This window comes from Allosphingosinicella sp. (assembly GCF_036403745.1).
Taxonomy (GTDB): domain Bacteria; phylum Pseudomonadota; class Alphaproteobacteria; order Sphingomonadales; family Sphingomonadaceae; genus Allosphingosinicella.
This window is the reverse complement of record NZ_DASWQI010000014.1, coordinates 1-22,984: the sequence shown is the minus strand read 5'-3', so window position 1 is coordinate 22,984 and position 22,984 is coordinate 1. Positions and strand designations below refer to the sequence as shown.

The 22,984-nt window shown below is 68.6% G+C and carries 23 protein-coding genes, 1 tRNA gene and 2 rRNA genes; 12 read left to right on the top strand and 14 right to left on the bottom strand.

All coding sequences use genetic code 11. The features are described 5' to 3' along the window. Positions 1 to 23 precede the first annotated feature (23 nt). The 3 genes from VGC56_RS02235 to VGC56_RS02225 all read right to left on the bottom strand — a co-directional run bounded on the left by VGC56_RS02235 (position 24) and on the right by VGC56_RS02225 (position 1,647). Positions 24 to 653 carry a hypothetical protein gene (locus tag VGC56_RS02235; RefSeq protein ID WP_464122937.1) on the bottom strand — a complete coding sequence of 210 codons (630 nt, stop codon included), beginning with the start codon at positions 651 to 653 and terminating at the stop codon, positions 24 to 26. A gap of 63 nt (positions 654 to 716) precedes the next feature. Next, complete coding sequence (locus tag VGC56_RS02230) at positions 717 to 1,103, bottom strand: ribose-phosphate pyrophosphokinase (RefSeq protein WP_464122935.1); 387 nt, start codon at positions 1,101 to 1,103, stop codon at positions 717 to 719. A gap of 4 nt (positions 1,104 to 1,107) precedes the next feature. Next, on the bottom strand, positions 1,108 to 1,647 hold the full coding sequence (locus tag VGC56_RS02225) for a hypothetical protein (RefSeq protein ID WP_464122933.1): 540 nt from the start codon (positions 1,645 to 1,647) through the stop codon (positions 1,108 to 1,110). A 95-nt stretch (positions 1,648 to 1,742) separates the two neighbouring features. Between VGC56_RS02225 and rarD the strand changes: the two genes are divergently transcribed. Both rarD and VGC56_RS02215 read left to right on the top strand, forming a co-directional pair. Beyond that, positions 1,743 to 2,663: an EamA family transporter RarD gene (gene rarD / locus VGC56_RS02220; protein ID WP_464122931.1), complete on the top strand. Its 921-nt coding sequence runs from the start codon at positions 1,743 to 1,745 to the stop codon at positions 2,661 to 2,663. Positions 2,664 to 2,672: 9 nt separating this feature from the next. Further along, a complete protein-coding gene (locus VGC56_RS02215; RefSeq protein ID WP_464122929.1) occupies positions 2,673 to 3,101 on the top strand; it encodes a hypothetical protein in 429 nt (142 codons plus the stop codon). Here VGC56_RS02215 and VGC56_RS02210 read toward each other — a convergent pair. Next, the gene (locus VGC56_RS02210; RefSeq protein ID WP_464122928.1) at positions 3,095 to 3,502 is read right to left on the bottom strand and encodes an MAPEG family protein; all 408 of its coding nucleotides are present in this window, start codon (positions 3,500 to 3,502) and stop codon (positions 3,095 to 3,097) included. The genes VGC56_RS02215 and VGC56_RS02210 overlap by 7 nt on opposite strands. A 153-nt stretch (positions 3,503 to 3,655) precedes the next feature. On the opposite strand from VGC56_RS02210, the gene VGC56_RS02205 reads away from it, so the two are divergent. Beyond that, complete coding sequence (locus tag VGC56_RS02205) at positions 3,656 to 6,712, top strand: VIT domain-containing protein (RefSeq protein ID WP_464122927.1); 3,057 nt, start codon at positions 3,656 to 3,658, stop codon at positions 6,710 to 6,712. Positions 6,713 to 6,873: 161 nt separating this feature from the next. Here VGC56_RS02205 and VGC56_RS02200 read toward each other — a convergent pair whose 3' ends face one another. Further along, entirely contained in the window at positions 6,874 to 7,626 is a 753-nt protein-coding gene (locus VGC56_RS02200) for a LuxR family transcriptional regulator (protein ID WP_464122926.1), read from the bottom strand. An 88-nt stretch (positions 7,627 to 7,714) separates the two neighbouring features. Further along, the gene (locus VGC56_RS02195) at positions 7,715 to 7,975 is read right to left on the bottom strand and encodes a KTSC domain-containing protein (RefSeq protein WP_464122925.1); all 261 of its coding nucleotides are present in this window, start codon (positions 7,973 to 7,975) and stop codon (positions 7,715 to 7,717) included. 96 nt (positions 7,976 to 8,071) lie between these two features. Here VGC56_RS02195 and VGC56_RS02190 point away from each other — a divergent pair, with 96 nt between their 5' ends. The 5 genes from VGC56_RS02190 (at position 8,072) to VGC56_RS02170 (ending at position 12,799) form a co-directional block, all read left to right on the top strand. Then, on the top strand, positions 8,072 to 8,665 hold the full coding sequence (locus VGC56_RS02190; RefSeq protein ID WP_464122924.1) for a YdeI/OmpD-associated family protein: 594 nt from the start codon (positions 8,072 to 8,074) through the stop codon (positions 8,663 to 8,665). A gap of 221 nt (positions 8,666 to 8,886) precedes the next feature. Beyond that, positions 8,887 to 11,229, top strand: a complete 2,343-nt coding sequence (locus tag VGC56_RS02185; RefSeq protein ID WP_464122923.1) for a putative bifunctional diguanylate cyclase/phosphodiesterase — start codon at positions 8,887 to 8,889, stop codon at positions 11,227 to 11,229. A 41-nt stretch (positions 11,230 to 11,270) separates the two neighbouring features. Further along, on the top strand, positions 11,271 to 11,708 hold the full coding sequence (locus VGC56_RS02180) for a hypothetical protein (protein ID WP_464122922.1): 438 nt from the start codon (positions 11,271 to 11,273) through the stop codon (positions 11,706 to 11,708). A gap of 226 nt (positions 11,709 to 11,934) precedes the next feature. Beyond that, positions 11,935 to 12,369 carry an ExbD/TolR family protein gene (locus VGC56_RS02175; protein WP_464122921.1) on the top strand — a complete coding sequence of 145 codons (435 nt, stop codon included), beginning with the start codon at positions 11,935 to 11,937 and terminating at the stop codon, positions 12,367 to 12,369. A gap of 13 nt (positions 12,370 to 12,382) precedes the next feature. Continuing rightward, a complete protein-coding gene (locus VGC56_RS02170) occupies positions 12,383 to 12,799 on the top strand; it encodes a hypothetical protein (protein WP_464122920.1) in 417 nt (138 codons plus the stop codon). On the opposite strand, the gene VGC56_RS02165 is transcribed toward VGC56_RS02170, so the two are convergent. From VGC56_RS02165 to VGC56_RS02155, 3 genes are all read right to left on the bottom strand, one after another. Continuing rightward, positions 12,762 to 13,007 carry a KTSC domain-containing protein gene (locus tag VGC56_RS02165; protein WP_464122919.1) on the bottom strand — a complete coding sequence of 82 codons (246 nt, stop codon included), beginning with the start codon at positions 13,005 to 13,007 and terminating at the stop codon, positions 12,762 to 12,764. The two genes, VGC56_RS02170 and VGC56_RS02165, sit on opposite strands and share 38 nt — an antisense overlap. 150 nt (positions 13,008 to 13,157) lie before the next feature. After that, positions 13,158 to 13,853 carry a zinc ribbon domain-containing protein gene (locus VGC56_RS02160; protein ID WP_464122918.1) on the bottom strand — a complete coding sequence of 232 codons (696 nt, stop codon included), beginning with the start codon at positions 13,851 to 13,853 and terminating at the stop codon, positions 13,158 to 13,160. A gap of 58 nt (positions 13,854 to 13,911) precedes the next feature. Beyond that, positions 13,912 to 14,400, bottom strand: a complete 489-nt coding sequence (locus VGC56_RS02155; RefSeq protein ID WP_464122917.1) for a flavin reductase family protein — start codon at positions 14,398 to 14,400, stop codon at positions 13,912 to 13,914. 84 nt (positions 14,401 to 14,484) lie between these two features. On the opposite strand from VGC56_RS02155, the gene VGC56_RS02150 reads away from it, so the two are divergent. Further along, entirely contained in the window at positions 14,485 to 15,711 is a 1,227-nt protein-coding gene (locus tag VGC56_RS02150) for an NAD(P)/FAD-dependent oxidoreductase (RefSeq protein WP_464122916.1), read from the top strand. Here the strand turns inward: VGC56_RS02150 and VGC56_RS02145 are convergent. Then, positions 15,691 to 16,569, bottom strand: a complete 879-nt coding sequence (locus VGC56_RS02145; protein ID WP_464122915.1) for an arginase family protein — start codon at positions 16,567 to 16,569, stop codon at positions 15,691 to 15,693. The two genes, VGC56_RS02150 and VGC56_RS02145, sit on opposite strands and share 21 nt — an antisense overlap. 35 nt (positions 16,570 to 16,604) lie before the next feature. Here VGC56_RS02145 and hutI point away from each other — a divergent pair, with 35 nt between their 5' ends. The 3 genes from hutI (at position 16,605) to hutH (ending at position 21,144) form a co-directional block, all read left to right on the top strand. Further along, complete coding sequence (hutI, locus tag VGC56_RS02140; RefSeq protein ID WP_464122914.1) at positions 16,605 to 17,816, top strand: imidazolonepropionase; 1,212 nt, start codon at positions 16,605 to 16,607, stop codon at positions 17,814 to 17,816. A 39-nt stretch (positions 17,817 to 17,855) separates the two neighbouring features. Next, positions 17,856 to 19,517 carry a urocanate hydratase gene (hutU, locus tag VGC56_RS02135; protein WP_464122913.1) on the top strand — a complete coding sequence of 554 codons (1,662 nt, stop codon included), beginning with the start codon at positions 17,856 to 17,858 and terminating at the stop codon, positions 19,515 to 19,517. A gap of 100 nt (positions 19,518 to 19,617) precedes the next feature. After that, the gene (gene hutH / locus VGC56_RS02130; RefSeq protein WP_464122912.1) at positions 19,618 to 21,144 is read left to right on the top strand and encodes a histidine ammonia-lyase; all 1,527 of its coding nucleotides are present in this window, start codon (positions 19,618 to 19,620) and stop codon (positions 21,142 to 21,144) included. Here the strand turns inward: hutH and VGC56_RS02125 are convergent. The 4 genes from VGC56_RS02125 to VGC56_RS02110 form a co-directional block, all read right to left on the bottom strand. Then, positions 21,128 to 21,811 carry a Yip1 family protein gene (locus tag VGC56_RS02125; protein WP_464122911.1) on the bottom strand — a complete coding sequence of 228 codons (684 nt, stop codon included), beginning with the start codon at positions 21,809 to 21,811 and terminating at the stop codon, positions 21,128 to 21,130. The genes hutH and VGC56_RS02125 overlap by 17 nt on opposite strands. 336 nt (positions 21,812 to 22,147) lie before the next feature. Beyond that, positions 22,148 to 22,224: transfer RNA gene (locus tag VGC56_RS02120), tRNA-Met, on the bottom strand. 150 nt (positions 22,225 to 22,374) lie between these two features. Continuing rightward, positions 22,375 to 22,489, bottom strand: a 5S ribosomal RNA gene (gene rrf / locus VGC56_RS02115). Between the two features lie 106 nt (positions 22,490 to 22,595). Continuing rightward, positions 22,596 to 22,984, bottom strand: a 23S ribosomal RNA gene (locus VGC56_RS02110); the annotation flags it as partial.

Here is a 22,984-nt window from a genome sequence, read left to right as displayed (position 1 = left end):
TTGCCACCCTTCTGCGCCGACCCTCAGCGGCCGTTGTTTGCAATCAGCGAGATGTCGGTTGTGCCCTGGCCGGGGGTGACGATGAGGTAATAGGCGCCGCCCTCCTTTTCGTTGGTGCCGCCCAGGATATGGTCGGCGCCTTCGATGCGGTGCTCGGTCGTGTAGCCGCCCTTCACCGCGCGGGTGTTGTACCAGTCGAGCACGCGCTGCCAGTCGTCGCCGGTGGTCAGGCTGACGACTCGGACGCTGCAGCCGTCGGCATTGTTGGCGGCGGCTTCGGCGACCTTGGCGCCCGGATAATTGCCGAAGGCGGCGGGCAGCTTGTCGGCCCATTGGTTGCCGTTCTGCATCTTCGCGGCGTCGGCGGCGCAGCCCTTGTGATCGGCGCCGTTCAGCGCGAGCCGGGCTTTCTCGATCGCCCCGGCGGTCGGCTTGGCGGCTTCGGCCGTGGCATTGCCCGCGGCCTTGGAGCCGTTGGCGACGGCCGGATCGACGGCGATCTGATTGCCGAGCGCGCCCGAGATCGCAGCATCGGTCTGGTTCGCGACGAGCTGGTTGTCGAGCGCGGCGACGTTGTTGCCGGCATCGCCGCGGCCGCAGGCGGCGAGGGCGAGGCTGGCGGAAAAGGCGAGAAGGATCGAAATCTTGCGCATGAACGGTCTCCCTGTCGCGGCCGGCATGCCCCAGTTTCCGGCGCAATGGGTGAGCAGAGGTGGTTAATCCGCCCCCTCTTCTGCGCCTGTCCCGCCGCGGGACCGCCACCAGGCAAAGGTTTCCGCCTGAACGGACGTAACGAAGCGCCGCGCCTCCGCCCCCTCCCACGGGCCCTCATAGCCGCGGCTGCGCGCGCCGCCGGCGACCCACCAGCCCTGGCCGGGGAGGCCGTCGCTCTGGCGGACGACGAGCACGGCAAGCTCCGGCTCGCCCCGCGCCGCGGCTTCCGCGTCGACGGTGCCGAGGGTTGCGCAGAGGGCCCGCATCTTGGGACGGGTGAAGCGATAGCCGAGCTGCTCGAGGATCGTGCCGTAGCTCAGCGCCACCCCCGCCTTCGCCGCCGCGACGAGATGCGCGCGCACCTCCTCGGGATCGGCGAGCGGGGTCACCGCCTCAGTCTTCGTGGTGGATGGTGAGCCGGCCGTCGGTGCCGCCGCCGGGCCGCGCCTTGAGGCGGACCTTGAACGGGTGGTTGTCCCCGGGCTCGACGCCGGAGATGATCATGTCGTCGCCGTCCCGGCTCGCGGCGGTGACGTGAAGGTCCTTGCCGCGCGCAGGATCGCGATACCAGGCTGCGACCTTGGCGGGCGGATCGGCCGTGGCGAAGCGGAACTCGGCCTCGGTGTCGCCGCCGCCGCCCTTGTCGCCCTTGTCGCCCTTGGCCTGGATGCCGACGATGGCGATGCCGCCGATCGTCGCGCCGGGGTAGAGGAAGTTGCTGTTCTTGTCGGCCTTGGCCTCGCCGCGCATGCCCTTTGGGACGACGAAGCTCATGTCGACGCCGGGGCCCTTCAACGTGATCTTGCCTTCCTCCGCCGTGCCTTCGGCCGAGGCGAGGTTTGCGGGCGCGGCGCTGTTCTCGGAAGGCTTGTCGCAGCCGGCGAGGACGGCGAGGCCTGCGAGGGGCAAAGCGAGGCGCGAGGCGGCAGACATAAGCGGGACTCCACAAACAGGGACGGACGATTAGCCGATCCGGAGCGGCCCGCCAAACGCTTGTCGCGCCTGCCGCGCTCGGCTAGCGCGCCGCCGTGACCCAGCCGCCTAGCCAAGCCCGCACCGGGATGATTCTCGGGCTCGCCGCTTATGCGATGTGGGGCGTGCTGCCGCTCTACTTCAAGGCGCTCGGCAAGGCCGCGCCGACCGAGATCGTCGCGCACCGCATCGTCTGGTCGCTGATCTTCCTCACCGCCGGGGCGACGCTGGCGCAGCGCTGGCGCCACATCCGAGCGGCGCTGGCAACGCCGCATGTGCCGCTCATCCTGCTGACGACCTCGGCTTTGATCGCGGTCAACTGGACCGTCTACATCTACGCCGTCGCGACCGGGCACGTGCTCGAGGGGAGCCTCGGCTATTATCTGAACCCGCTCGTCAACGTGCTGCTCGGTGTCGTCTTCCTGAAGGAAGGGCTGACGCGGTGGCAGGCCGGCGCCGTCGCCCTCGCTGCGATCGCAGTGGCAATCCTGGCCTTCGGAGCGGGCAGCGCGTTGTGGATCAGCCTGACGCTCGCGGCGAGCTTCGCCTCCTACGGCTTCATCCGCAAGGTGGCACCGGTCGATGCGTTCGAGGGGCTGTACATCGAGACGCTGTTCCTGGCGCCGCTCGCGCTCGTGTGGATCGGGTGGCTGACGGCGCACCAGCAGAGCCACTTCCTGGTCGAGCGGCGCACCGACCTGCTTCTCGTGCTGGGTGGGGCGGTGACGGCGCTTCCGCTCCTCCTCTTCACCGAGGCGGCGAAGCGGCTGCCTTATTCGGTGCTGGGATTCCTTCAGTACGTCGCGCCCTCGCTCCAGTTCCTGATCGCGGTGGCGGTGTTCGGCGAGCCGCTGTCGGCGCTCCACCTGGTCTGCTTCGCGATGATCTGGACGGCGCTCGCGATCTTCGTGGTCGCGGGAGTTCACGCCAGCCGCGCCGAGAGCGGGCGTCTAGGCGCGGCGGCGGCGGCAGGCTAGAGCCGCGCCATGCGCCGCACACGTCTCCTCCTCCCGCTCCTGCTGCTTCCCTCGGGATGCCTGCTCCTCAACCCCAAGGCGATGGACGTCTATTCGCCGTGCCACGCCACCGCGTCGGGCAATTGGCGCGCACACGTCTCGCGGATCAGCATCACGATGCAGAAGGCGCCGCTCCACCATACATACCTGTTCGTCGAGGGCGAGGTGACGGCGCCGGAGGGCGACCAGGTCTCGCTCGAACGCGGGCCGGTGCTGCAGCTCTCGGGGCCGGTCCAGCAGATCCTGGTGCGGACCGACGGGCCCGGGACCGGCGCGCTGGCGACGCACCCGGTGCAGGGCCGGTTCAAGCCGCTGAAGCGCTACGGATCGATTTCGCTGCGCTGCGGCGACGGCATCATCGGTACGATCAGGGACGTGCCGCGCGTCGAAGGTCAGTGAAAGACCGCCATCAAGGCCGGCCGCAGCACCATGATGATCCCGGCCAGGCTGACGAGAAAGGCGATCGTCCGCGCCACCGGCACGCCGAGCGCGTAGAGCGGCAGGTAGACGACCCGCCCGGCGATCCACAGTAGGGCGCCGATCGCCGTCCAGCGGTTGTTGAGGTGCGCGACGACGACGATCAGCGCTCCGGCGGCGTAGAGCGGGAAGGTCTCGAAGAAATTGGCCTGGGCCCGCGCCAGGCGGCCGACGATCGGCTTGTCGGGCGGCGGCAGCGCCTCGTCCCGCGCGCCCGTGTTCCACTTCGTGCCATATTGCTGCGTCTTGACGCGCACCGCGGCGAAGATGTGGACGAGGGCGAGGATGCACCCCCAGGCGAGGACGTGGAGCTCGGTGGTCATGCCGACCTTGTCACGGAAGCGAAACGGCTTGGCAAGAGCCGCCGCAAATAGGATTTGCATAATAGGAATTCGCCTGTTCTACTTGCGTTCTCGGGATTGCGAGTCGGCTCAGGATTCGCGGGCGCTTGCTGTGGGGCAGGAGGGGGAGGCGGAATGATTGGTCGGGGGGCGAGATGGGCGGGCGCGCTACTGGCGGCGCTGATGCTGCTCCTCGCTGCGCCGGCCGCCGCAGCGCCGGCCAACCCCCAGCTTTCCGCGCAGGTCCGCGGCGTCAACGATGCGGCGATGAAGAGCGAGGCGCTGCGCATCGCCAAGCTCGACATCGTGGTGCGGATCCACGGCAACCTTGCCGAGACCGTCGTCACCGCACGCTTCGACAATCCTTCGAAGGATGTGCTGCAGGGCGATTTCGGTCTCGACATGCCGCGCGGATCGGTGGTCACCGGCTATGCCCTCGACGTCGGCGGGACGATGGTGGACGGAATCCTCCTCGACCAGCGGCAGGCACGCACGACCTATGAGGCACGGGTGCGGCGCGGAGTCGATCCGGCGCTCGCCGAAGTGTCGCGCAGTTTCTCGTTCAGCACCCACGTCTTCCCGATCGCGCCGGGCGCGGGCCGGACGATCCGCATCAGCTTCGCGACGGCGCTCGACGGTGCTTATCAGCTGCCGCTCGCGACGGACGCGCCAGTGGGGCGCATTACGTTGACGATCGAGCCCAATAGCTGGGTCAGCCTGCCGAATGGCCCGGACCGTTGGACATCGAGCGGCAGCCCGTCGGGAATCGTCTATACAGCGGAAAATTTGAGGGTCGATGGCGCGCTCGCCGTGACCCATGGGCCGCGCTCGGCTCCGATGATGGAAGGGAAGGGGCCGGGCGGCGAGCGCTTTTTCGAGATCGCCGACAGTGCCCCGGGCGCGCCCACCGTGACGTTGCCGAAGACTCGCAGCGTCGCCATCCTCTGGGACCGGTCGCTGTCGCGCGCGGACGACGACCTTGCCGGCGAGATCGCCCTCGTCGAAGCCTATCTGGCGCGGGTTCAGCCGGCGGCGGTAGATCTTCTCCTGTTCGACGCGAGCGGCGTGGAAAGGGTGCGGCTTGCCGATCCGGCGGCGGTTGCGGCGCGACTCGGGGCTGTGCGCTATCTCGGCGGCACGAGCTTGGCGGCGCTGGCGCGTCAGCCGATCCGCGCCGACGCCTGCCTCCTGTTCAGCGACGGTCTCGTCACCATCGACAGGCGCGAAGGATTCAAGCCGGGCTGTCCCGTCTTCGCGGTCGCGAGCGCTGCCGATGCCGATCTGGGCTGGCTGCGCGCCATGGCACAGGCGAGCGGGGGCGAAGCGCTGCGGCTCGGCAGCGGGGACCGCGCCGCGCTCCTCAACCGGCTGAACCCGCAGCGCGTCCGGGTGACAGGCGTCCGCTCGACGTCCGGCGATCCCATCGACGTCGTCGCGCTCGACACGGGATGGGGCGGCTGGCAGCTGGTGGGGCCGATGCCCGCGAGCGGCGGCGTCGTCGTCTCGCTGTCGGGCACGTTCGAGACGCAGCGCGTCTACACGGCAAGCGCGGCGGTGGAGAGCGAGTCGCACGCAGCGGCGTCGCTGTGGGCGGCGGAGCGGCTGGCGGTACAGGCGGCCTCGGACGATGCCGACCGCAAGGCGACCATCGCCTTCGCGCGCCGTTACTCGGTGGCGGGGCCGGAAATCGCTTTCCTCGTTCTCGAGACCGGCGCCGACTATGCGAACGCCGGAGTCGAGCCGCCGCCGAGTCTGCCGGCGACCGAGCGCGAGCGCTACGGGAGCCTGGCTGCGGAAGCGGCCAAGGCGAAAGCCAAGGCCAAGGCGGAGCGGCTGGAGACGGTGCTCGCGCGCTGGGAGGAGCAGAAAGCGTGGTGGGGACGCAAGTTCGACCTCCGCGCGCGCGCCGCCAAGGGCGAGGACGACCCCGAGGATGACGGGATGGAGGGGCCCGGCACGGGCGTCGGGGGAGGACCTCCGCCACCGCCGCCGCCTCCTCCGCCGCCGCCACCGTCCCCACCCCGGGCACCGGCGACTAACCCCGCGCCTCCGCCGGCTCGGCAGCAGCCGGGCTCCGGCTCCACCCGCGGTGTCGACGGAATGGTTGTCGTCACCGGCACGCGCATTCCACCGGGCGTACCCGTCACTGTCGTCAACGCCGACGAGATTCGGCTCCAGGGCATTGTGCGGCAGGAAGGCATCATCGGCGATAGCGCGCATTCCGGCGCCACAATCGAGGTGAAGCCGTGGGCGCCGGAGCGGCCCTATCTGACGGCGCTACGCGCGGCGGCGCCGGCGCAGCGGGCGAAGGTGATGGCCGAGCAGCAGGCGCTGCACGGCAGCCTCCCCGCTTTCTGGCTGGACGTTTCGGAATGGCACCATGCCGCCGGACGTCGGGCCGAGGCGCTGGCGACCTTGCTCTCGGCGCTGGAGCTGCCGACCCGCAACAGCGAGACGCTGACCATCGTCGCCGACCGGCTGCTGCGCTACGGCGAATATGCCCGGGCGGTCTTCCTCTACGAGCGGCTGATCCGCGAGGCGCCCGAACGGCCGCAGCCGGTACGGCGGCTCGCCCTCGCGCTCGCCGAGCGGGCGGCGCATCGGCTGACGGGCGCGGGCGCTGCGGCGGCGCGCGCAGACCTCGCCCGCGCCATCTCGCTGCTCACCGACGTTATCATGACGCCGTGGGACGACAATTGGGACGGCGTCGAGATGGTGTCGCTGATGGAGGTCAACCGACTGATCCCGAAATACCGGGCGCTCGGGGGCGGCGCCGTGCCGCTCGACCCGCGGCTCATCGCCCTCCTCGACGCCGACCTGCGCGTCGTCATCGAATGGAACAGCGACGACACCGACATCGACCTGTGGGTAATTGAGCCGACGCGCCACAAGGCCTTCTACTCGAACCAGCGCACCCGCATCGGCGGCCACATGTCGGACGACATGACCGACGGTTTCGGCCCCGAGGAATATTTCATCCGCCGCGCCATGGCGGGCACCTACACGATCCGCGCCGACGTCTACCGCAACGACTCGATCAACCCGAACGGCGCCGCGCGGATGACCGCCCGCCTCATCCGGGATTTCGGCCGCAGGAGCGAGAAGGACGAGGTGATCGACATCGAGCTGATGCCCAAACAGGACCGCGGCGAGCGGCTGATCGGGCGGGCGTACGTGCCCGGCGGCGGGTAGGCGGCTCGGCGGTCTTCCCCTTTCCGTTTCTCCGTCATGCTGAACTTGTTTCAGCATCCAGGCTGGAGGCTGCAGTGCGGATGGAGGACTGGACCCTCAAACAAGTTCAGGGTGACGGCGGTGCTGTCTTTAGTCGAGATACAACCTAACCCGATCGTGCCCTAGCGCCTCCCGTCGAGCACCTCCGCGAAGGCGATTTCGCTGCGCAGCAGGGCGTGGACGACGAGTTGGGCGCGGGTGGCGACGCCGTAGCGGCGCTTCGCCGCCTCGACATGGTCGTTCACCGTCCTGGGCTTGAGGCCGAGCAGCTGCGCGATCACCGTGTCGCTCTTGCCGTGGGAGACGAGCAGCACGCAGTCGCGCTGCCGGTCCGACAGCCGCACCGGCGCGATCCAGCGCGGCCCGCCGGTGCGGGTCAACCGCCGCGCCGCCTCGAAGGCGAAGGCGCCCAAGGCCTGCGCCGCCGGAAGGTGGCGGGCGGGCAGTTCGCGGCCGGCACGCAGGCCGAAGCTGGCGGAGCCCGGCGCTTCGCCCGGCACGTGATTGGGGACGGTGAAGCCGGTGCCGATGCCGTGCCGGGCCGCCTCTTCCATGTGGCGCCGCTCGCGCGCGCTGACCGCGACGATCATGTCCATCCGGTCCCAGCGAAAGCCGCAGCCGGTGCGCTCCGCGGCGCGCTGAACGGGGTCGGGCGGGCTGCCCATGTCGCGCAGCGCCGCCACCCATTCCTCGGGATAATGATGGAGGCCGACGAAGCCCGCCACCGGTCTGCCGAAGGTGACGTGGTGGATGATGCCGAAGAAATCGAAGCCGAGCGCTCGCACCGCGTCGGCGGTCAGCGCGTTGAGTGCTGGCATGGAGGACGCCGCCTCGGCCGCCGCGGCATATTCCTCGACGAGGCTGAGGGCCGGCATGATCGACGCTCCCCCATCCGACACGCGCACGCCCTCCTGACCCCGGTGAAGGTGTAACCGGGGCCGCAATGGCGCGCAATGCAGGGGATCAGGCGCCGAAGGGCGGGCGGAACTTGCGGCGTTCGGGATCGGGCCGGCAGGGGAAGCGGCGCTTGATGCAGGCGTTGAAATAGCGGCCGGCGGACGGGGCGCGGCGCAAGCCGTCGTAGATGGCGCGCGGGACGTCCGAATAGACGTAGCGGCCGGTCTCGCGGAACCAGATGCTGAGCGCCCCCTCCTCCTCGTCATAGGCGATCCGGTCGATCATCGAGGAGGCGATGCGGGCGGCGAGCATGGCACTGATTCCCAAGCGAGAATCCTGTGCCAAAGCATCGCGGAATCCGCCGTTCCAGCCGCCACGCCGAACCGAATCGATTCAAGGCTGGAACGAGTCTATCATCGGGCGATGAGCAAGGATCCGCGCGTCGACGCCTATATCGCCCGCCAGGCGGAGTTCGCCCGGCCGATCCTCGATCACCTGCGCGCGGCGATGCACGACGCCTGTCCCGAGGTGGAGGAGGCGATCAAATGGGGCATGCCCGCCTTTCTGGTGAAGGGGCGGCCGCTCGCCAATATGGCCGCTTTCAAGGCGCATGCGAGCTTCGGCTTCTGGCGCGGCAAGGAGCTGGTCGGCGACGCGGCGGTGGAAGGCGCGATGGGGCAGTTCGGGCGGATCATCTCAGTGGCGGACCTGCCGCCGCCCGAGACGATGCGCGCGCTGATCGAAGCGGCGGTCGCCAAGGCCGCCGAAGCGCCGGCGGCGCGGCCGAAGAAGGCGCCGAAGCCGGAGCTTGCGACGCCGGACGACCTGCGCGCCGCCCTCGACGCGGAGCCAAAGGCGGCGGCGGCGTTCGAGGCCTTCCCGCCAGGCTGCCGCCGCGAATATCTGGAATGGGTGCTGGAGGCGAAGCGGCCGGAGACCCGCGGGAAACGCATCGCCCAGACGGTGGAATGGACGGCGGAGGGCAAAAGGCGGAACTGGAAATACGAGAATTGCTGAGCTGCATCTGAATCGGGCGGCGAGTGATACCGTCATCCCGGCGCAGGCTGGGTTCCCAGCGGGTGAAACGCAACGGCATTCTTCACCCTCTGGGGCCCTAGCCTCCGCTGGGGCGACGGGGTTGATCCGACCATTCCGGGCAGAAGATTTAATCGCGCCTTTAACATTCCATCAAACTCCTGGGGGTACCACAGTGACCAAGCGTCAGGACCAGGATCAGCATGTATCACGCACCCGTCCCGTTGGACCTAGAGCAACAGGATTCGGAGCCGGTCGAGCTCGCCGAAGAGGCAGTCGGCGCCGACGCCGGGTCGAAACGCCTCCGCGAGGCGCACCTTCATAACGGCCAGGCGCAGACGCGGGCTTTGTTCGCGCCTTACTTCGCCGGAACCGCGGTGGGCGCGGCCCTGCTCGTCGCCTGGGCCTTGTTCGCCCAGACCAGCCCCATCCTGATCGGAGGGTGGCTGGCGGCGGTGGGCGTCGTCAACGCCGTCTATTTCCGCCGGGTGATGCAGGAGCGCTCCAATTCCGGCAGCCGCTCGGCCGAGCGCGGGCCGGCTTTGGTCGGCATTGCCGAAGCCGTCGGCTTGGCCGGCGTGTGGGCGTCGCTTCCCACCTGGACCTTCTCGCACCAGGGCTATGAGGCGCAGGTCGTCATCGTCCTCGCCATGGCCTCGATGATCATCGCGGCCATTGCATTGGCCTCGGTGCCGGCCGCCGCCTACGCGTGGATTGCGACCATCACCGCCGCGCTTTGCGCCGCTTACTGGCTCGGCAACGGCCTCTTGGATCCGCTGATCGGCGCGACCATCGTCGGCATCGCTTCCGTCGCCATCTTCGGCATGACCCGGCTCACCCGCTTCACCTACGAGCAGCTGCAGATCATCGCCAAGGTGCGCACCCAGGCCGAGTCGGTGCGGCTGCTGCTCAAGGAATATGAGCATCGCGGCGTCGGCTGGCTGTGGCAGGTCGATGCGGAGAACCGCGTCGTCTACATCTCCAGCCGGATGACCAGCCTGCTCGGCCGCTCGGCGAGCCAGCTGATCGGGCATTCGCTCCCGGCGACCCTCGGCGGCAACAGCGCATTGGGCCGCACCCTCCTCGACCGCCAGCCCTTCGCGAACCTCGAAATGGAGCTCAAGACCCGGCGCGGGACGCGCTGGATCAGCCTTGCCGGCGATCCGATCATCGACATGTCGGGCCAGTTCCAGGGCTTCCGCGGCGTCGGCTCCGACATTACCGAGGTGCGCCGGACGCAGGAGCGTCTCACCAACCTTGCCAACATGGATGTGCTGTCGGGCCTCCCCAATCGCGGCCGGGTGCGCCAGCTGCTCGGCGAGGCGCTGTCGGGCTCGCAGGCCGGCAATGTGCCCTGCGCGATCATGTTCCTCGATCTCGACGGCTTCAAGCCGGTCAACGACACGTTCGGCCACCCGAAGGGCGACGCGGTGCTGAAATCGGTGTCGCAGCGCCTCGTCAAGGAAGCCGGCGAAGTCGGCCATGTCGGCCGGATGGGCGGCGACGAATTCGCCATCGTCATCCGCGACGCGCAGAGCCGTAAGAAGGTCGACGACCTCGCCCGCCGCATCATCGCCGCCGTCGCCGAGCCCTATCATATCGACAAGGCCGAGATCCGCATCGGCGTGTCGATCGGCTGCGCCTTCGGCCCGATCGACGGCCAGAGCGTCGACGATCTGATCCAGAAGGCCGACCTCGCCCTCTACCAGGCGAAGGCCCAGGGGCGCGGCACCTGCTGCTATTTCTCGGCCGACATGCAGAACGAGGCCGAGGACCGGCTGCGGCTCGAGCAGGACCTCCGCCAGGCGATCAGCCTCAAGCAGTTCCGCCTCGACTATCAGCCGCTGATCAACGCCGCCGACCAGAGCCTGATGGGCTTCGAGGCGCTGATCCGCTGGCACCACCCGACCCGCGGCATGGTCTCGCCGATCGAGTTCATCACCCTCGCCGAAGAGACCGGCCTCATCATGCAGCTAGGCGACTGGGTGATCGACGAAGCCTGCCGCGCCGCCGCGTCGTGGCCCGATTATATCAGCGTCGCGCTCAACCTTTCGGCCCGCCAGCTCATCCTGCCGGCGCTTCCCAACACCGTCTCCGAAGCAATCTCCAAATACCGGGTCAAGGCGAACCGCATCGAGCTGGAGGTGACCGAGTCGGTGTTCCTCGGCGACAGCGAAGGCTCGCTCGACGTGCTGAAGCGGCTGCGCTCGTTGGGCGTCGGCATCGCGCTCGACGATTTCGGCACCGGCTATTCCTCGCTCGGCTATCTGAACAAGGCGGTGTTCCATAAGCTGAAGATCGACGGCAGCTTCGTCCGCGAGGCGGCGCACAACCGGGAGACGGTGGCGATCATCCAGTCGATCGTCCAGCTCGCCAAGAGCTTCCGGATGACGGTGACCGCGGAAGGCGTCGAGACCGCCGACGATTTCACCCGGATGCGCGACCTCGGCGTCCACCAGATCCAGGGCTATCTGTTCGGCCGCCCGATGAGCTTCGAGCGCGCCACCGACCTCATCCACGGCACCCAGACGCGGATGACCGCCTGAGGCCCTTCCCACTCACGAGGGTGGGGAGGCATAAGCGGCCGATGCGCGCCTGGCTCCTGCTCCCTTTGCTCCTCGCCGGTTGCGACAGGCCGGCACCCAAGGCGAAGCCACCGGAGCGTCGGGCGACGACCTACGCCTATCCGCAGGAGAAGCCTGAGGCGCGCGAGGCGGCGGCAGTGCTGCGCCGTTATTACGACCGCATCGAGGCGGGCGATTATGACGCTGCCTACGCCATGCGCACCCCCGGCGGGGCGGACAAGGCGCGGTTCGTCGCCAACTTCCGCGCCTATGAAAATTACCGCGCCCAGCTCGGCGCCGCCGGTGGGCCGGCCACGCAGGGCGGGTTCGACTATGTCGAAGTGCCGGTGATGACCACCGGCCGCTTCGTCGGCGGCAAGCCTTTCGGATCGACCGGCCGCGTCATGCTCCGCCGCGCCCGCGAAGGCCGCGACCGCAGCTGGTACGTCCTCGCCCTTTAGAGTCTGTCCGACTGTCACGTTGTCACTCTGACACCCAGACACCGCTCGGGCTGAGCCTGTCAAAGCCCTCCCTTTGCCTTTGCTGCAGAAGAGAAGGGCAGGGCTTCGACAAGCTCAGCCCGAACGGGTGTGGTGGAGGGAGAGATTATCGCAGAGCCGCCACAGGAACCGTTGCAGCGCTTCTCCGTTCTCGCTATGAGATAACATAACAAGAGGGAGAAGCAGCATGCGTCACCGTCGTATCGCTTTCGCCACCGTCGCCGAGGCGCCGATCTCCGGGATCAACACCACGCCGCTGATCGACGTGCTGCTCGTCCTCCTCATCATGTTCATCCTCACCATCCCGATCGCCAGCCACAGCGTGAAGATCACCCTGCCCGGGCCCGGCAACCCGGTGACGGACAAGCCTATCGTCCACCGTCTGGCGATCCTTCCCAGCGGCGCCCTGGCCTGGGACGGGGCGGCCATGGCCGGCGCCGACCTCCCCGCCCGCCTCGCCGCCTTCCGTGCCGCCGCGCCCGACGGCGTTCTGGAGATGCAGGCGGAAGGCGACACGCGCTATGAAAGGTTCGATCAGATACTTGCCGTGGTGAAGCGGTCGGGTATCGAGAAGCTCGGCTTCGTCGGGAACGAGCGGTTCGCCGAAGCCGTTCGGGGATAGAGGAGACATGCCGATGCGCGGATTTGCCTTGCTGAGCCTCAGCCTTGTCGTCGCCGCCTGCGGGCAGGGGCAGCCAAGCGGCAACGTGACGCAGGTCCGCGCGGCCAATCCGATGTCCGACCAGCTCAAGACGATGAGCGACCTCTACCGCAATCTCGGCCTGCGGCGCGCGATCATGGATTCGAGCCAGCGCTGCAAGAAATCGGAGGGCGGCGCCTACCAGCAGGATTACAAGAACATGGCGATGTGGACGACCCACTGCATCGACAGCGGCGACTGGGCGCTGTTCATCTCGCCGGGGGGCGAGGTGCAGGTCCGCAAATGCGCCGACTTGGCGGAGCTCGGGCTTCCCCCATGCAACCGCCCTGCCGCGGCCGCCGCCGGCAATGCCGCTAAGCCCGCGGCGAAGACTCCGGCCAAGGCACGCTGACCTCCCGCGCCGCCTCCACTTCGCTGAAGGCATAGCGGCCGCGGATGCGGGCGTTGAAATGGCGCCCCTTGATGCGGGCGCGGCGGAAATCCTCGGCGACCTCCGGCGGCACCGCGTGGAAGAGGTAGCGCCGTCCGGTGGTGAACAGCACGTCGAGCACCTGCGCATCCGACCGATAGGCGATGGTCTCGATGACCGTCGACGGCATCAGCTTTCTCCCGGCGCCACGTCCAGCACATGCCCCGTGCTGACCGGCCGCTCCAAAGGCGGCGGGGGCGGTGCGTCGGCATCTTCCTTGACGAAGGCGCGGCTCATCGAAGCTCCTTTCGGAGCGACAACGTTCGAGCGGCCGAAAGGCTCAGGGCGGCGGCGGATCGCTCCCGGCGCCGTTGCTGCGCACCTGCGGCTCAGCGCGTGTCACATGCGGCGCCCGATCGCTGCGCCCTCCCCCGCGGACCCTCAAGTAGAAGAAGATCGCCGCCGCCAAAGCGAGGCAGGTCAGCCAGAAGCCGAAACCGGTGCCGACCTTGATCGCCTCGGCGATGCTCCGTTCGACGCCGTTATCGGGGACCCGCGTAGTCGAGGCCTGCGAGCGGACCATGCTGCCGGCGGAGACCAGCACCTCGTAGGCGATCAGCAGCAGGGCGGTGGCGCAGGCGATGATGTTGGCGAGCGCGGTGCGCACGATCGCCATGTTGAAGCTGATCGCAAGACCGGCGATGATCATTACCAAGGCGACGACAATCGCCCCGTTGGGCGAGCCGCTATGCGCCTGCGAGACGCCGGTGAAGGGGTTGTGGACGGTCGCGCGGCCCAGCGCCATGTCCAGCCCCGACACCTGCGCGAGGACGCGGCCCTGGCACGAGACGGTGATCCACGGCAGCACGAACCCGATCAGCGCCACCACCTGGGCGATGCGGGCCAGGTTGCGCGGCTCGGCGAGGTCCCCGACCGAAGGCGCGCCGCGCTCCGCGGCGACCGCGGCTCCGCAGGCCGGGCAGAAGCGATCCTCGGATCCCACCGCCGCGCCGCAATTCGGACATGTCGTCGCCATGGTCGCTCTCCTGGCCCTGCTGGTCAGGACATCATGGCCGCGGCAGCGTGTCAACGCGCTAGCGCGCGCTGGCGTAGGTGCCGTTCAGGTAGACCAAGGGGTGGACGTCGTCGCGGAAGGTCACTTCCTCGACCTGGCCGATGAAGATCGAATGGGTGCCGAAGCCGTGATGGTCGATGCGGCGGCACAGGAAGCTGGCCTGCGCGTGGATGAGGCGGGGCGGCCGCTCGCAATCCACCGTCCAGCCGTCGGCGAAACGCAATGCCTGGTGGCGGCGGTCGGCGAAGATCCGCGCCATCTCGGCCTGCTCGCCGTGGAGGACGTTGACGCGAAAGTGGGAGACGTCGCCCATCGACCCGTGCATCGAGGCATTGCGGTTGATGCACACGAGGAGGCTCGGCGGATCGACCGAGATGGAGGACATGGCGGTCGCGGTGATCCCCATCGGCTGGCCGCCGACGCAGACGGTGATGACGTTCACCGTCGAGGCGACTCGGCGCAGCGCCTGGCGAAAGGCCTCCTGCAGGACGGGATCGATATCGGCCATCGCGACCTGCCCCTGCCCCCTTGCGCGCCGGGAAACAAGGCACCTGCTGGCTTAAGCGGCATCTGATCCGGTAGGAGCGGCTTGATGCGGCATTTCGACGTGACGATCGTAGGGGCGGGCCATGGCGGGGCGCAGACCGCGATTCAGCTGCGCCAGCTGGGCTTCGCCGGGTCCATCGGACTGGTCGGCGCGGAGGCGGAGCTGCCCTACGAACGGCCGCCGCTGTCGAAGGACTATCTCACCGGCGAAAAGGCCTTCGAGCGAATGCTGATCCGGCCGGCGGCTTTCTGGGTCGAGCGCGAAGTGGCTTTGATGCGGGGCACGCGCGTCACCGCCGTCGATCCGGCGGCGAATACGGTGGAGACGGAGGCGGGCGAGCGGATCGGCTACGGGACCATGGTTTGGGCGACGGGCGGCGTGGCGCGGCGGCTCGGTTGCGCGGGCGGCGACTTGGCCGGAGTCCATGTCGTGCGCTGCAAGGCCGAAGTCGACGCGATCCTCGCCGAGCTGCCGCGGGCGCAGCGGGTGGCGGTCGTCGGCGGCGGCTATATCGGCCTCGAGGCCGCCGCGGCGATGCGCAAGCTCGGCAAGGACGTCGTGCTGGTCGAGGCGCTGGACCGCGTGCTGGCGCGGGTGGCGGGCGCGGAGATTTCCCGCTTCTTCGAGGCGGAGCATCGCGCGCACGGGCTCGATCTGCGGCTTGGCGCGGCCGTCGCCCGGATAGAGGGCCGGGAGCGCCACGCCACCGGCGTCACGTTGCAGGACGGAGAGACGCTCCCAGCCGACCTGATCATCGTCGGCATCGGCATCGAAGCGGCGGTCGAGCCCTTGCTCGCGGCCGGCGCGGCCGGGGCGAACGGCGTCGACGTGGACGGCTTCTGCCGCACATCGCTCTCCAACGTCTATGCAATCGGGGACTGCGCAGCGCACGAGAATCGCTGGGCGGGCGGGCTGCGCGTCCGGCTCGAATCGGTGCAGAACGCGCACGACATGGCCGCGGCGGCCGCGAAGGCGATCGCCGGGCGAGCCGAGCCGTACGAGGCGATGCCCTGGTTTTGGTCGAACCAGTACGATCTGAAGCTGCAGAGCGTCGGGCTGTCGGTCGGCCATGATGGGACGGTCGTGCGCGGCGACGCGGCGGCAGGCAGCTTCTCCGTCCTGTATCTGCTCCAGGGCCGCGTCGTCGCGCTCGACTGCGTCAACGCCACACGCGACTATGTGCAGGGCCGCAAGCTGATCGAGAGCGGGGCGATTGCCGATCCGGCGGCATTGGCCGATCCCGCAGTCCCCCTAAAGAGCCTGGCGGGCTGAGAAGCCGGCGAGCACCTCCGCCACCCATCGCCCCGCAGTGAGCGCGGTGATGTCGGCGACGTCGAGGCTCGGGTCGAATTCGGTCAGGTCGACCAGCCGCACGCGCGGTTCGGCGGCAAGACGGCGGGCGGCGGCGAAGAACATCTCCGCACTCATGCCGCCGGGGCGGGCGCCCGGAGCACCCGGGCATTGGGCGCGGTCGATCACGTCGATGTCGAAATCGACCATGATCGCGTCCTTGCGGGCGAGGCGGGCGAGCGCTTCGTCGAGCACCGCCTCGATCCCCCGGCGGCGGCAATCCGCGATGGTGAAGAGGCCGATGCCGGCGGCCTGCGCGTCGCGGTGCATGGCCGCGGTGTTCGCGAAGGGGGCGAGGCCGATCTGGCAGATGTTCCAGCCCGGCAGCCCGTCTTCCAAGAGGCAGCGTATCGGATTGCCGTTCATCGGCCCCTGGTCCGTCTCCCGCATGTCGAGATGGGCGTCGAGCGTGATCAGGCCGACATTGGCGAGAGGGGCGCCGAGGCCATGGGCGGCCGGGCGGGTCACCGCGTTGTTGCCGCCGACGAGGAGGGTGAGGCGGTGGGCACGCACGGCTGAGGCGGCGGCGGCGCGGATCGGCTCGAAGGCGTCGGCGGGGGAGACGCCGGTGACCGGCACGTTGCCGAGATCGTGCAGGCGCGCGCCGATCTCCTGACCCGTCTCGACATCGTAGGTGCTGATCCGGCGCAGCGTCCCTCGCACCGTGGCGGGGGCGAGGTCGCAGCGGCCCGGCGTCACCGACCCAGCCTCGAGCGGGGCGCCGAGCAGCGCCACGTCCCCGTCCGGCCCGAGAAGGTCGGCAATCGATGCCCAGGCCATTTGCTCTCCCGTCGCGCCGCTCTACTGTGCCTCTAATGTGGGACCGCCTCCTCACCAACTGCAACGTCGCGACGATGGACCCGGCGGTGCCCGGGCCGTTCGGCGCGATCGAGGACGGTGCGGTCGGCATCCAGGACGGCCGCATCGTCCGGGTGGGGCGCCGCATCGACCTCGCCGGCTACCGCGCGGGGCGGATCGAGAATCTCGGTGGCGCCTGGGTGACGCCGGGGCTGATCGACTGCCACACCCACCTCGTCTTCGGCGGGGACCGGGCGCGCGAATTCGAGCAGCGGCTCGACGGCGCCACCTATGAGGACATTGCGCGGGCGGGCGGCGGCATCCTTTCCACCGTAAAGGCGACACGACTTGCCTCCGAGGAGGAGCTTGTCGACCAGGCGCGGCCGCGGCTCCAGACACTGATGCGGGGCGGCGTCACGACCGTCGAGATCAAGTCCGGCTACGGGCTCGACGTCGCCAGCGAGATGAAGATGCTCGAAGCGGCGAAGCGGCTCGGCGAGACGGAGGCGGTGCGGGTCGTGCCGACGCTCCTCGCGCTCCACGCCTTGCCGCCGGAGCATCGGGCGAGCCGGGAGGAGTTCGTCCGCCTCGCGGTGGACGAGATGATCCCGGAGGCGGCGGAGCGGGGCCTCGCCACCGCCGTCGATGCCTTTTGCGAGGGGATCGGCTTCACGCCCGACGAAGTGCGGGCGCTGTTCGAGGCGGCGGACGAGCACGGCCTGCGCGTCAAGCTCCACGCCGAGCAGCTTTCCAACCTTCAAGGCGCGGCGCTGGCGGCGGAGTTCGGGGCCTTGTCGGCCGATCATCTCGAGCATGCCGACGAAGCGGCCGTCGCGGCGATGGCGGCCGCGGGCATGGTGGCGGTGCTTCTGCCCGGCGCCTTCTACGCGCTGAAGGAGACGCGGCGGCCGCCGGTGGAGCTGCTGCGGCGGCATGGGGTGCCCATGGCGGTAGCGACCGACTGCAACCCCGGTACCTCGCCGGTCCTGTCGCCGACATTGATGCTGAGCATGGCCTGCACCCTGTTCGGCCTGACGCCGGAGGAGGCGCTTGCCGGAATGACGGTCCATGCCGCCAAGGCGCTGGGGCTCGAACGGGAGGTCGGCACGATCGCCACCGGCAAGGCGGCGGACCTGTGCGTGTGGGGGGTGAACCGGCCGGCGGAGCTCGCTTACTGGATCGGGCTGCCGGGCCCGGAGAAGAGGATCGTCGCGGGGGAAGACGCCTGACGGTTCACTTGGGAACGGTGTCAGCCTAGAACCCCCGCCATGCACACGCGACGCGACAACAGCCGGCACATCCAGGCGCGCACCGGCCCGAAGATCCTCGCCAAATCCTGGGCGACGGAAGCGGCCGTGCGGATGCTGCAGAACAATCTCGATCCGCGCGTTGCCGAGGCGCCTGAGGAGCTGGTCGTCTATGGCGGCATCGGCCGGGCGGCGCGGGACTGGGAGAGCTTCGACCGCATCGTCGAGACGCTGGAACGGCTGGAGGCGGACGAGACCCTGCTCGTCCAGTCGGGCAAGCCGGTCGGCGTCTTCCGCACGCACCCCGACGCGCCGCGGGTGCTGATCGCGAATTCCAACCTCGTGCCGAAATGGGCGACGTGGGAGCATTTCCACGAACTCGATCGCAAAGGCCTCATGATGTACGGCCAGATGACGGCCGGATCGTGGATCTACATCGGCACGCAGGGCATCGTGCAGGGGACGTACGAGACCTTCGTCGAGATGGGGCGGCAGCATTATGGCGGCGATTTGAAGGGCCGCTGGATCTTGACGGCAGGCCTCGGCGGCATGGGCGGTGCCCAGCCGCTGGCGGCGGTGATGGCCGGCGCCCACTGCCTCGCCATCGAGTGCCAGGAGAGCCGCATCGAGAAAAGGCTCGAGACGCGGTATCTCGACCGGCGCGCCGGCAGCCTCGAGGAGGCGCTGGAGATACTCCGCACCGCCGAGGTGCCGACTTCGGTGGGGCTGCTCGGCAATGCGGCGGAGATCCTGCCCGAGATGGTGCGGCAGGGTATCCGGCCGGACGCGGTGACCGACCAGACCTCGGCGCACGATCCGGTGAACGGCTATCTGCCACTGGGCTGGACCGTGGAGGAATGGGTTCGCGAGCGGGAGCGCGATCCCGCGAAGGTCGAGGCGGCGGCGCGGGCGTCGATGGCGGTGCATGTCGAGGCGATGCTCGCCTTCCGGGCTCAAAGCATCCCGACCTTCGACTATGGCAACAACATCCGTCAGGTCGCGGCCGACGCCGGCGTGACCCACGCCTTCGACTTTCCTGGCTTCGTCCCCGCTTATGTCCGCCCGCTCTTCTGCCGCGGCATCGGGCCGTTCCGCTGGGTGGCGCTGTCGGGCGATCCGGAGGACATCTACCGCACCGATGCCAAGGTAAAGGAGCTCATCCCCGACGACCCGCACCTCCACCGCTGGCTCGACATGGCGCGCGAGCGGATCGCCTTCCAGGGGCTGCCGGCGCGGATCTGCTGGGTCGGCCTCGGGCAGCGCCACCGGCTCGGCATGGCGTTCAACGAGATGGTGGCGCGGGGCGAATTGAAGGCGCCGATCGTCATCGGCCGCGACCATCTCGATTCAGGCTCGGTCGCCAGCCCGAACCGCGAAACGGAGGCGATGCGCGACGGCTCCGACGCGGTCTCGGACTGGCCGCTGCTCAACGCCCTGCTTAACACGGCAAGCGGGGCGACATGGGTGTCTCTCCACCATGGCGGCGGCGTCGGCATGGGCTATTCGCAGCATGCCGGCATGGTGATCGTCGCCGACGGCACCGAAGCGGCGGCGCGGCGGCTGGAGCGGGTATTGTGGAACGACCCCGGCACCGGCGTCATGCGGCATGCCGACGCGGGCTATGAAGAGGCTGTCGCCTGCGCCCGTGAGCAGGGGCTGGATTTGCCGATGGTGGGGCGATGATCTTCCTCGTCATGCCAGCGCAGGCTGGCATCCCAGCGGGCGAAAAGCGCCTGCGGTCTTCATCCGCTGGGGCCCCAGCCGACGCTGGGGCGACGGGACTATGATCACCCTCACCCCCGGATCCGTCACCTTGTCCGACCTCCGCCGCGTATGGAGCGGGACGCCGGTGGAGCTCGCCGCCCCCGCCTGGTCGGCGCTGCTGGCCTCCTCCGAGGCGGTGGGGCGGATCCTCGCCTCGGGGCGCACCGTCTACGGGGTCAACACCGGCTTCGGGCTGCTCGCCCAGACCCGTATTCCCGCCGAGCGGCTCGAGGAACTGCAGCGCAACCTGATCCTCTCGCACAGCTGCGGCCTCGGCGAGGCGCTGCCCGCCCACGTCGTGCGCCTTGCCATGGCCCTGAAGGCGATCGGCCTCGGCCGCGGCCATTCCGGCGTGCGCCCGCTGGTGGTGGAGCGGTTGCTGGCGCTGCTGGCCGGGGACGCGCTCCCGGTCATCCCGTCGCAAGGCTCGGTCGGCGCCTCGGGCGACCTGGCGCCGCTCGCGCACATGGCGGCTCCGCTGATCGGCGAGGGGCAGCTGGTGGTGGATGGCCGCGTTGTGCCGGCGGCGGAAGGCCTCGCCCGCCTTGGCCTGGAGCCACTGGTGCTCGGCCCGAAGGAAGGCCTTGCCCTCATCAACGGCTCCCAGATCTCGACCGCTATAGCGCTCGACACCCTGTTCACCGCGGAGCGGGTGTTCGCCTCCGCGCTTATTGCCGGCGCGATGTCGGTCGATGCCCTGAAGGGGACCGACGCGGCGTTCGATCCGCGCATCCACGCCGCGCGTGGGCAGCCGGGCCAGATCGCCGTCGCGGCCACCTTGATGCGGCTGCTCGAAGGAAGCGGCATCAGGCACAGCCATGACGACTGTACCAAGGTCCAGGATCCCTACAGCTTCCGCTGCCAGCCGCAGGTCATGGGCGCGTGCCTCGACCTGCTCGGCAATGCGGCGCGCACACTGGAGATCGAGGCCAATGCGGTGACGGACAATCCTGTGCTGTTCGGGGACGAGGCGCTGTCAGGCGGGAATTTCCACGCCGAGCCGGTGGCGTTCGCCGCGGACATGCTCGCCATCGCCTTGTGCGAGATCGGCTCCATCTCGGAACGGCGCACGGCCGTGCTGGTCGATCCGAAGATGAGCGGGCTGCCGCCCTTCCTTGTGAGGGACAGCGGCGTCAATTCGGGCTTCATGATCGCGCAGGTTACCGCCGCGGCCCTGGTGTCGGAGAATAAGAGCCTCGCCTTTCCCGCCAGCGTCGACACCGTCCCGACCTCGGCGGGGCAGGAGGACCATGTCTCGATGGCGACCCATGCCGGCACCAAGGCGCGGCGGATCGCCGACAATGCGGCCGGGGTGGTCGGCGTCGAGCTGCTAGCGGCGGCGCAGGGCCTCGACTTCCACGCACCGCTGGCGAGCTCGCCTGCGATCGAAGTCGCGCGATCGGCGATCCGGGCGCAGGTCCCGCATCTCCAAAGCGACCGCTATCTCGCCGGGGAGCTTGCCTGGGCGAAGGCGACAGTGCTCGAGGGCGCCCTCTCGATCGATGTCGAGAGGGCGCTGTTCGAGACGGTCAGCCCGGCAGGTTGAACGTCACCGGCGAGACGGCGGGCGGCATCAACGTCCACATGATCCGCGACGCGATCATCGCAATCACGAAATAGACGACGATGTAGGCGATGATGACGCTGACGGCATAGACGGTCGTCTTGTCCTCCGGCGACTTCATCAGCACCGGCAGGCCGAGCCAGAGCAGGTAGAGGGTGTAGATGAGACCGACGATGGCGAGGAGCCCGAGCATCGGAATGATCGACAGGATGCCGGCGAGCCACACTGCCGTCATCGAGTAAGCCGCGAGCTTGAACGCGGCCACGCGATCCTTCACGCCGCCGAAGTTCGGCGCCAGCGCCTCGATGATGAGGGCGAGCACATAGACGCCGGCAAGGCCGAGCAGATAGCTGATCACCGCCTGGCCGATGATGAAGCTCATCGAGAAGTGGAAAAAGCTGTTCCCCATCAGCAGCAGGCCGATCGCCATGGCGATGGGCCCGATGGCGGCGAGGATCACGACATAATCGCGGTAGATGCCGCCGATCGTCGCCGGCTCGGCGGCGATCACGGACCATTCCTCCTTGGGACGCATGAGGATGTTCTTGGCGCGCTCGATGAGCGAGGCGTGGGCGCCGCCGACATGGGGCGGCGGTGTCGCGCCTGGCGGAGGCGGGATGGGCGCGGAGCCGGTGGGATCGGTAGCCATGAAGCGAGTCCCCGTTCTGTCGTGAATCCGGGGAGTGAAGCATGTCCCGGCCCGATGCGCAACCGAAACGGACGGAACTCGGCGGCGCCCTGAAGGACGGGAGGAGGCACAGCTTGCGTCGGAGGCGACCGGAGAGGCGGTATCCCGCCTCCGGCCTGCCAAACGGACAACAAAAACCCCCACCGAAGCGGGGTTCTTGCGTTGGTTGCGGGAGTAGGATTTGCCGCAGCTTCGCTGCGTCGTCTCCGCCGCGCGGGGCGCGGCTGCGGCTGAACGAGGCTCCAATCCACAGACGCCCAAAACCAACAAGGCCCCCGCTTGCGGCGGGGGCCTTGTTGGTTGCGGGAGTAGGATTTGAACCTACGACCTTCAGGTTATGAGCCTGACGAGCTACCGGGCTGCTCCATCCCGCGTCACCGACTAAGGGCCGAAGCCCGAAAAGCGACTAAGCCGCCCAGGCTGCGCTTGCACGCAAGCCTGGGCGGCTCGTTTTGTGAATGGGTTCACGAGGGCACCCGCCAAAGTAGCACTTTGGCGGGATCCCTTTATGCGCAGGCCTCAAAGCCTGGCGACGACCTACTCTTCCATCGCTTAGGCGATAGTACCATCGGCGCTGTCTGGTTTCACGGCCGAGTTCGGGATGGGATCGGGTGGGTCACAGACGCTATGGCCACCAAGCTATGGGGCCTGCGCATAAAGTGTGTCCTAGAAATCGTGCACTGTAATCGACTAGCTGCTGAGTATCCCTCGCAGACAGCCAAAGCTGTCGTTGATGGTGGGACTCTCAAGCGCGAATAGAGCAATTAGGACCGGTTAGCTCCATGGGTTACCCCACTTCTACATCCGGCCTATCAACGTCGTGGTCTCCGACGGCTCTATGATAACTTATCTCGAGGGAGGCTTCCCGCTTAGATGCTTTCAGCGGTTATCCCGTCCATACATAGCTACCCTGCTGCACCACTGGCGTGATGACAGGTCCACCAGAGGTATGTTCAACCCGGTCCTCTCGTACTAGGGTCAACTCCTCTCAATTATCGACGCCCACGGCAGATAGGGACCAAACTGTCTCGCGACGTTCTGAACCCAGCTCACGTACCACTTTAATTGGCGAACAGCCAAACCCTTGGGACCTGCTCCAGCCCCAGGATGTGATGAGCCGACATCGAGGTGCCA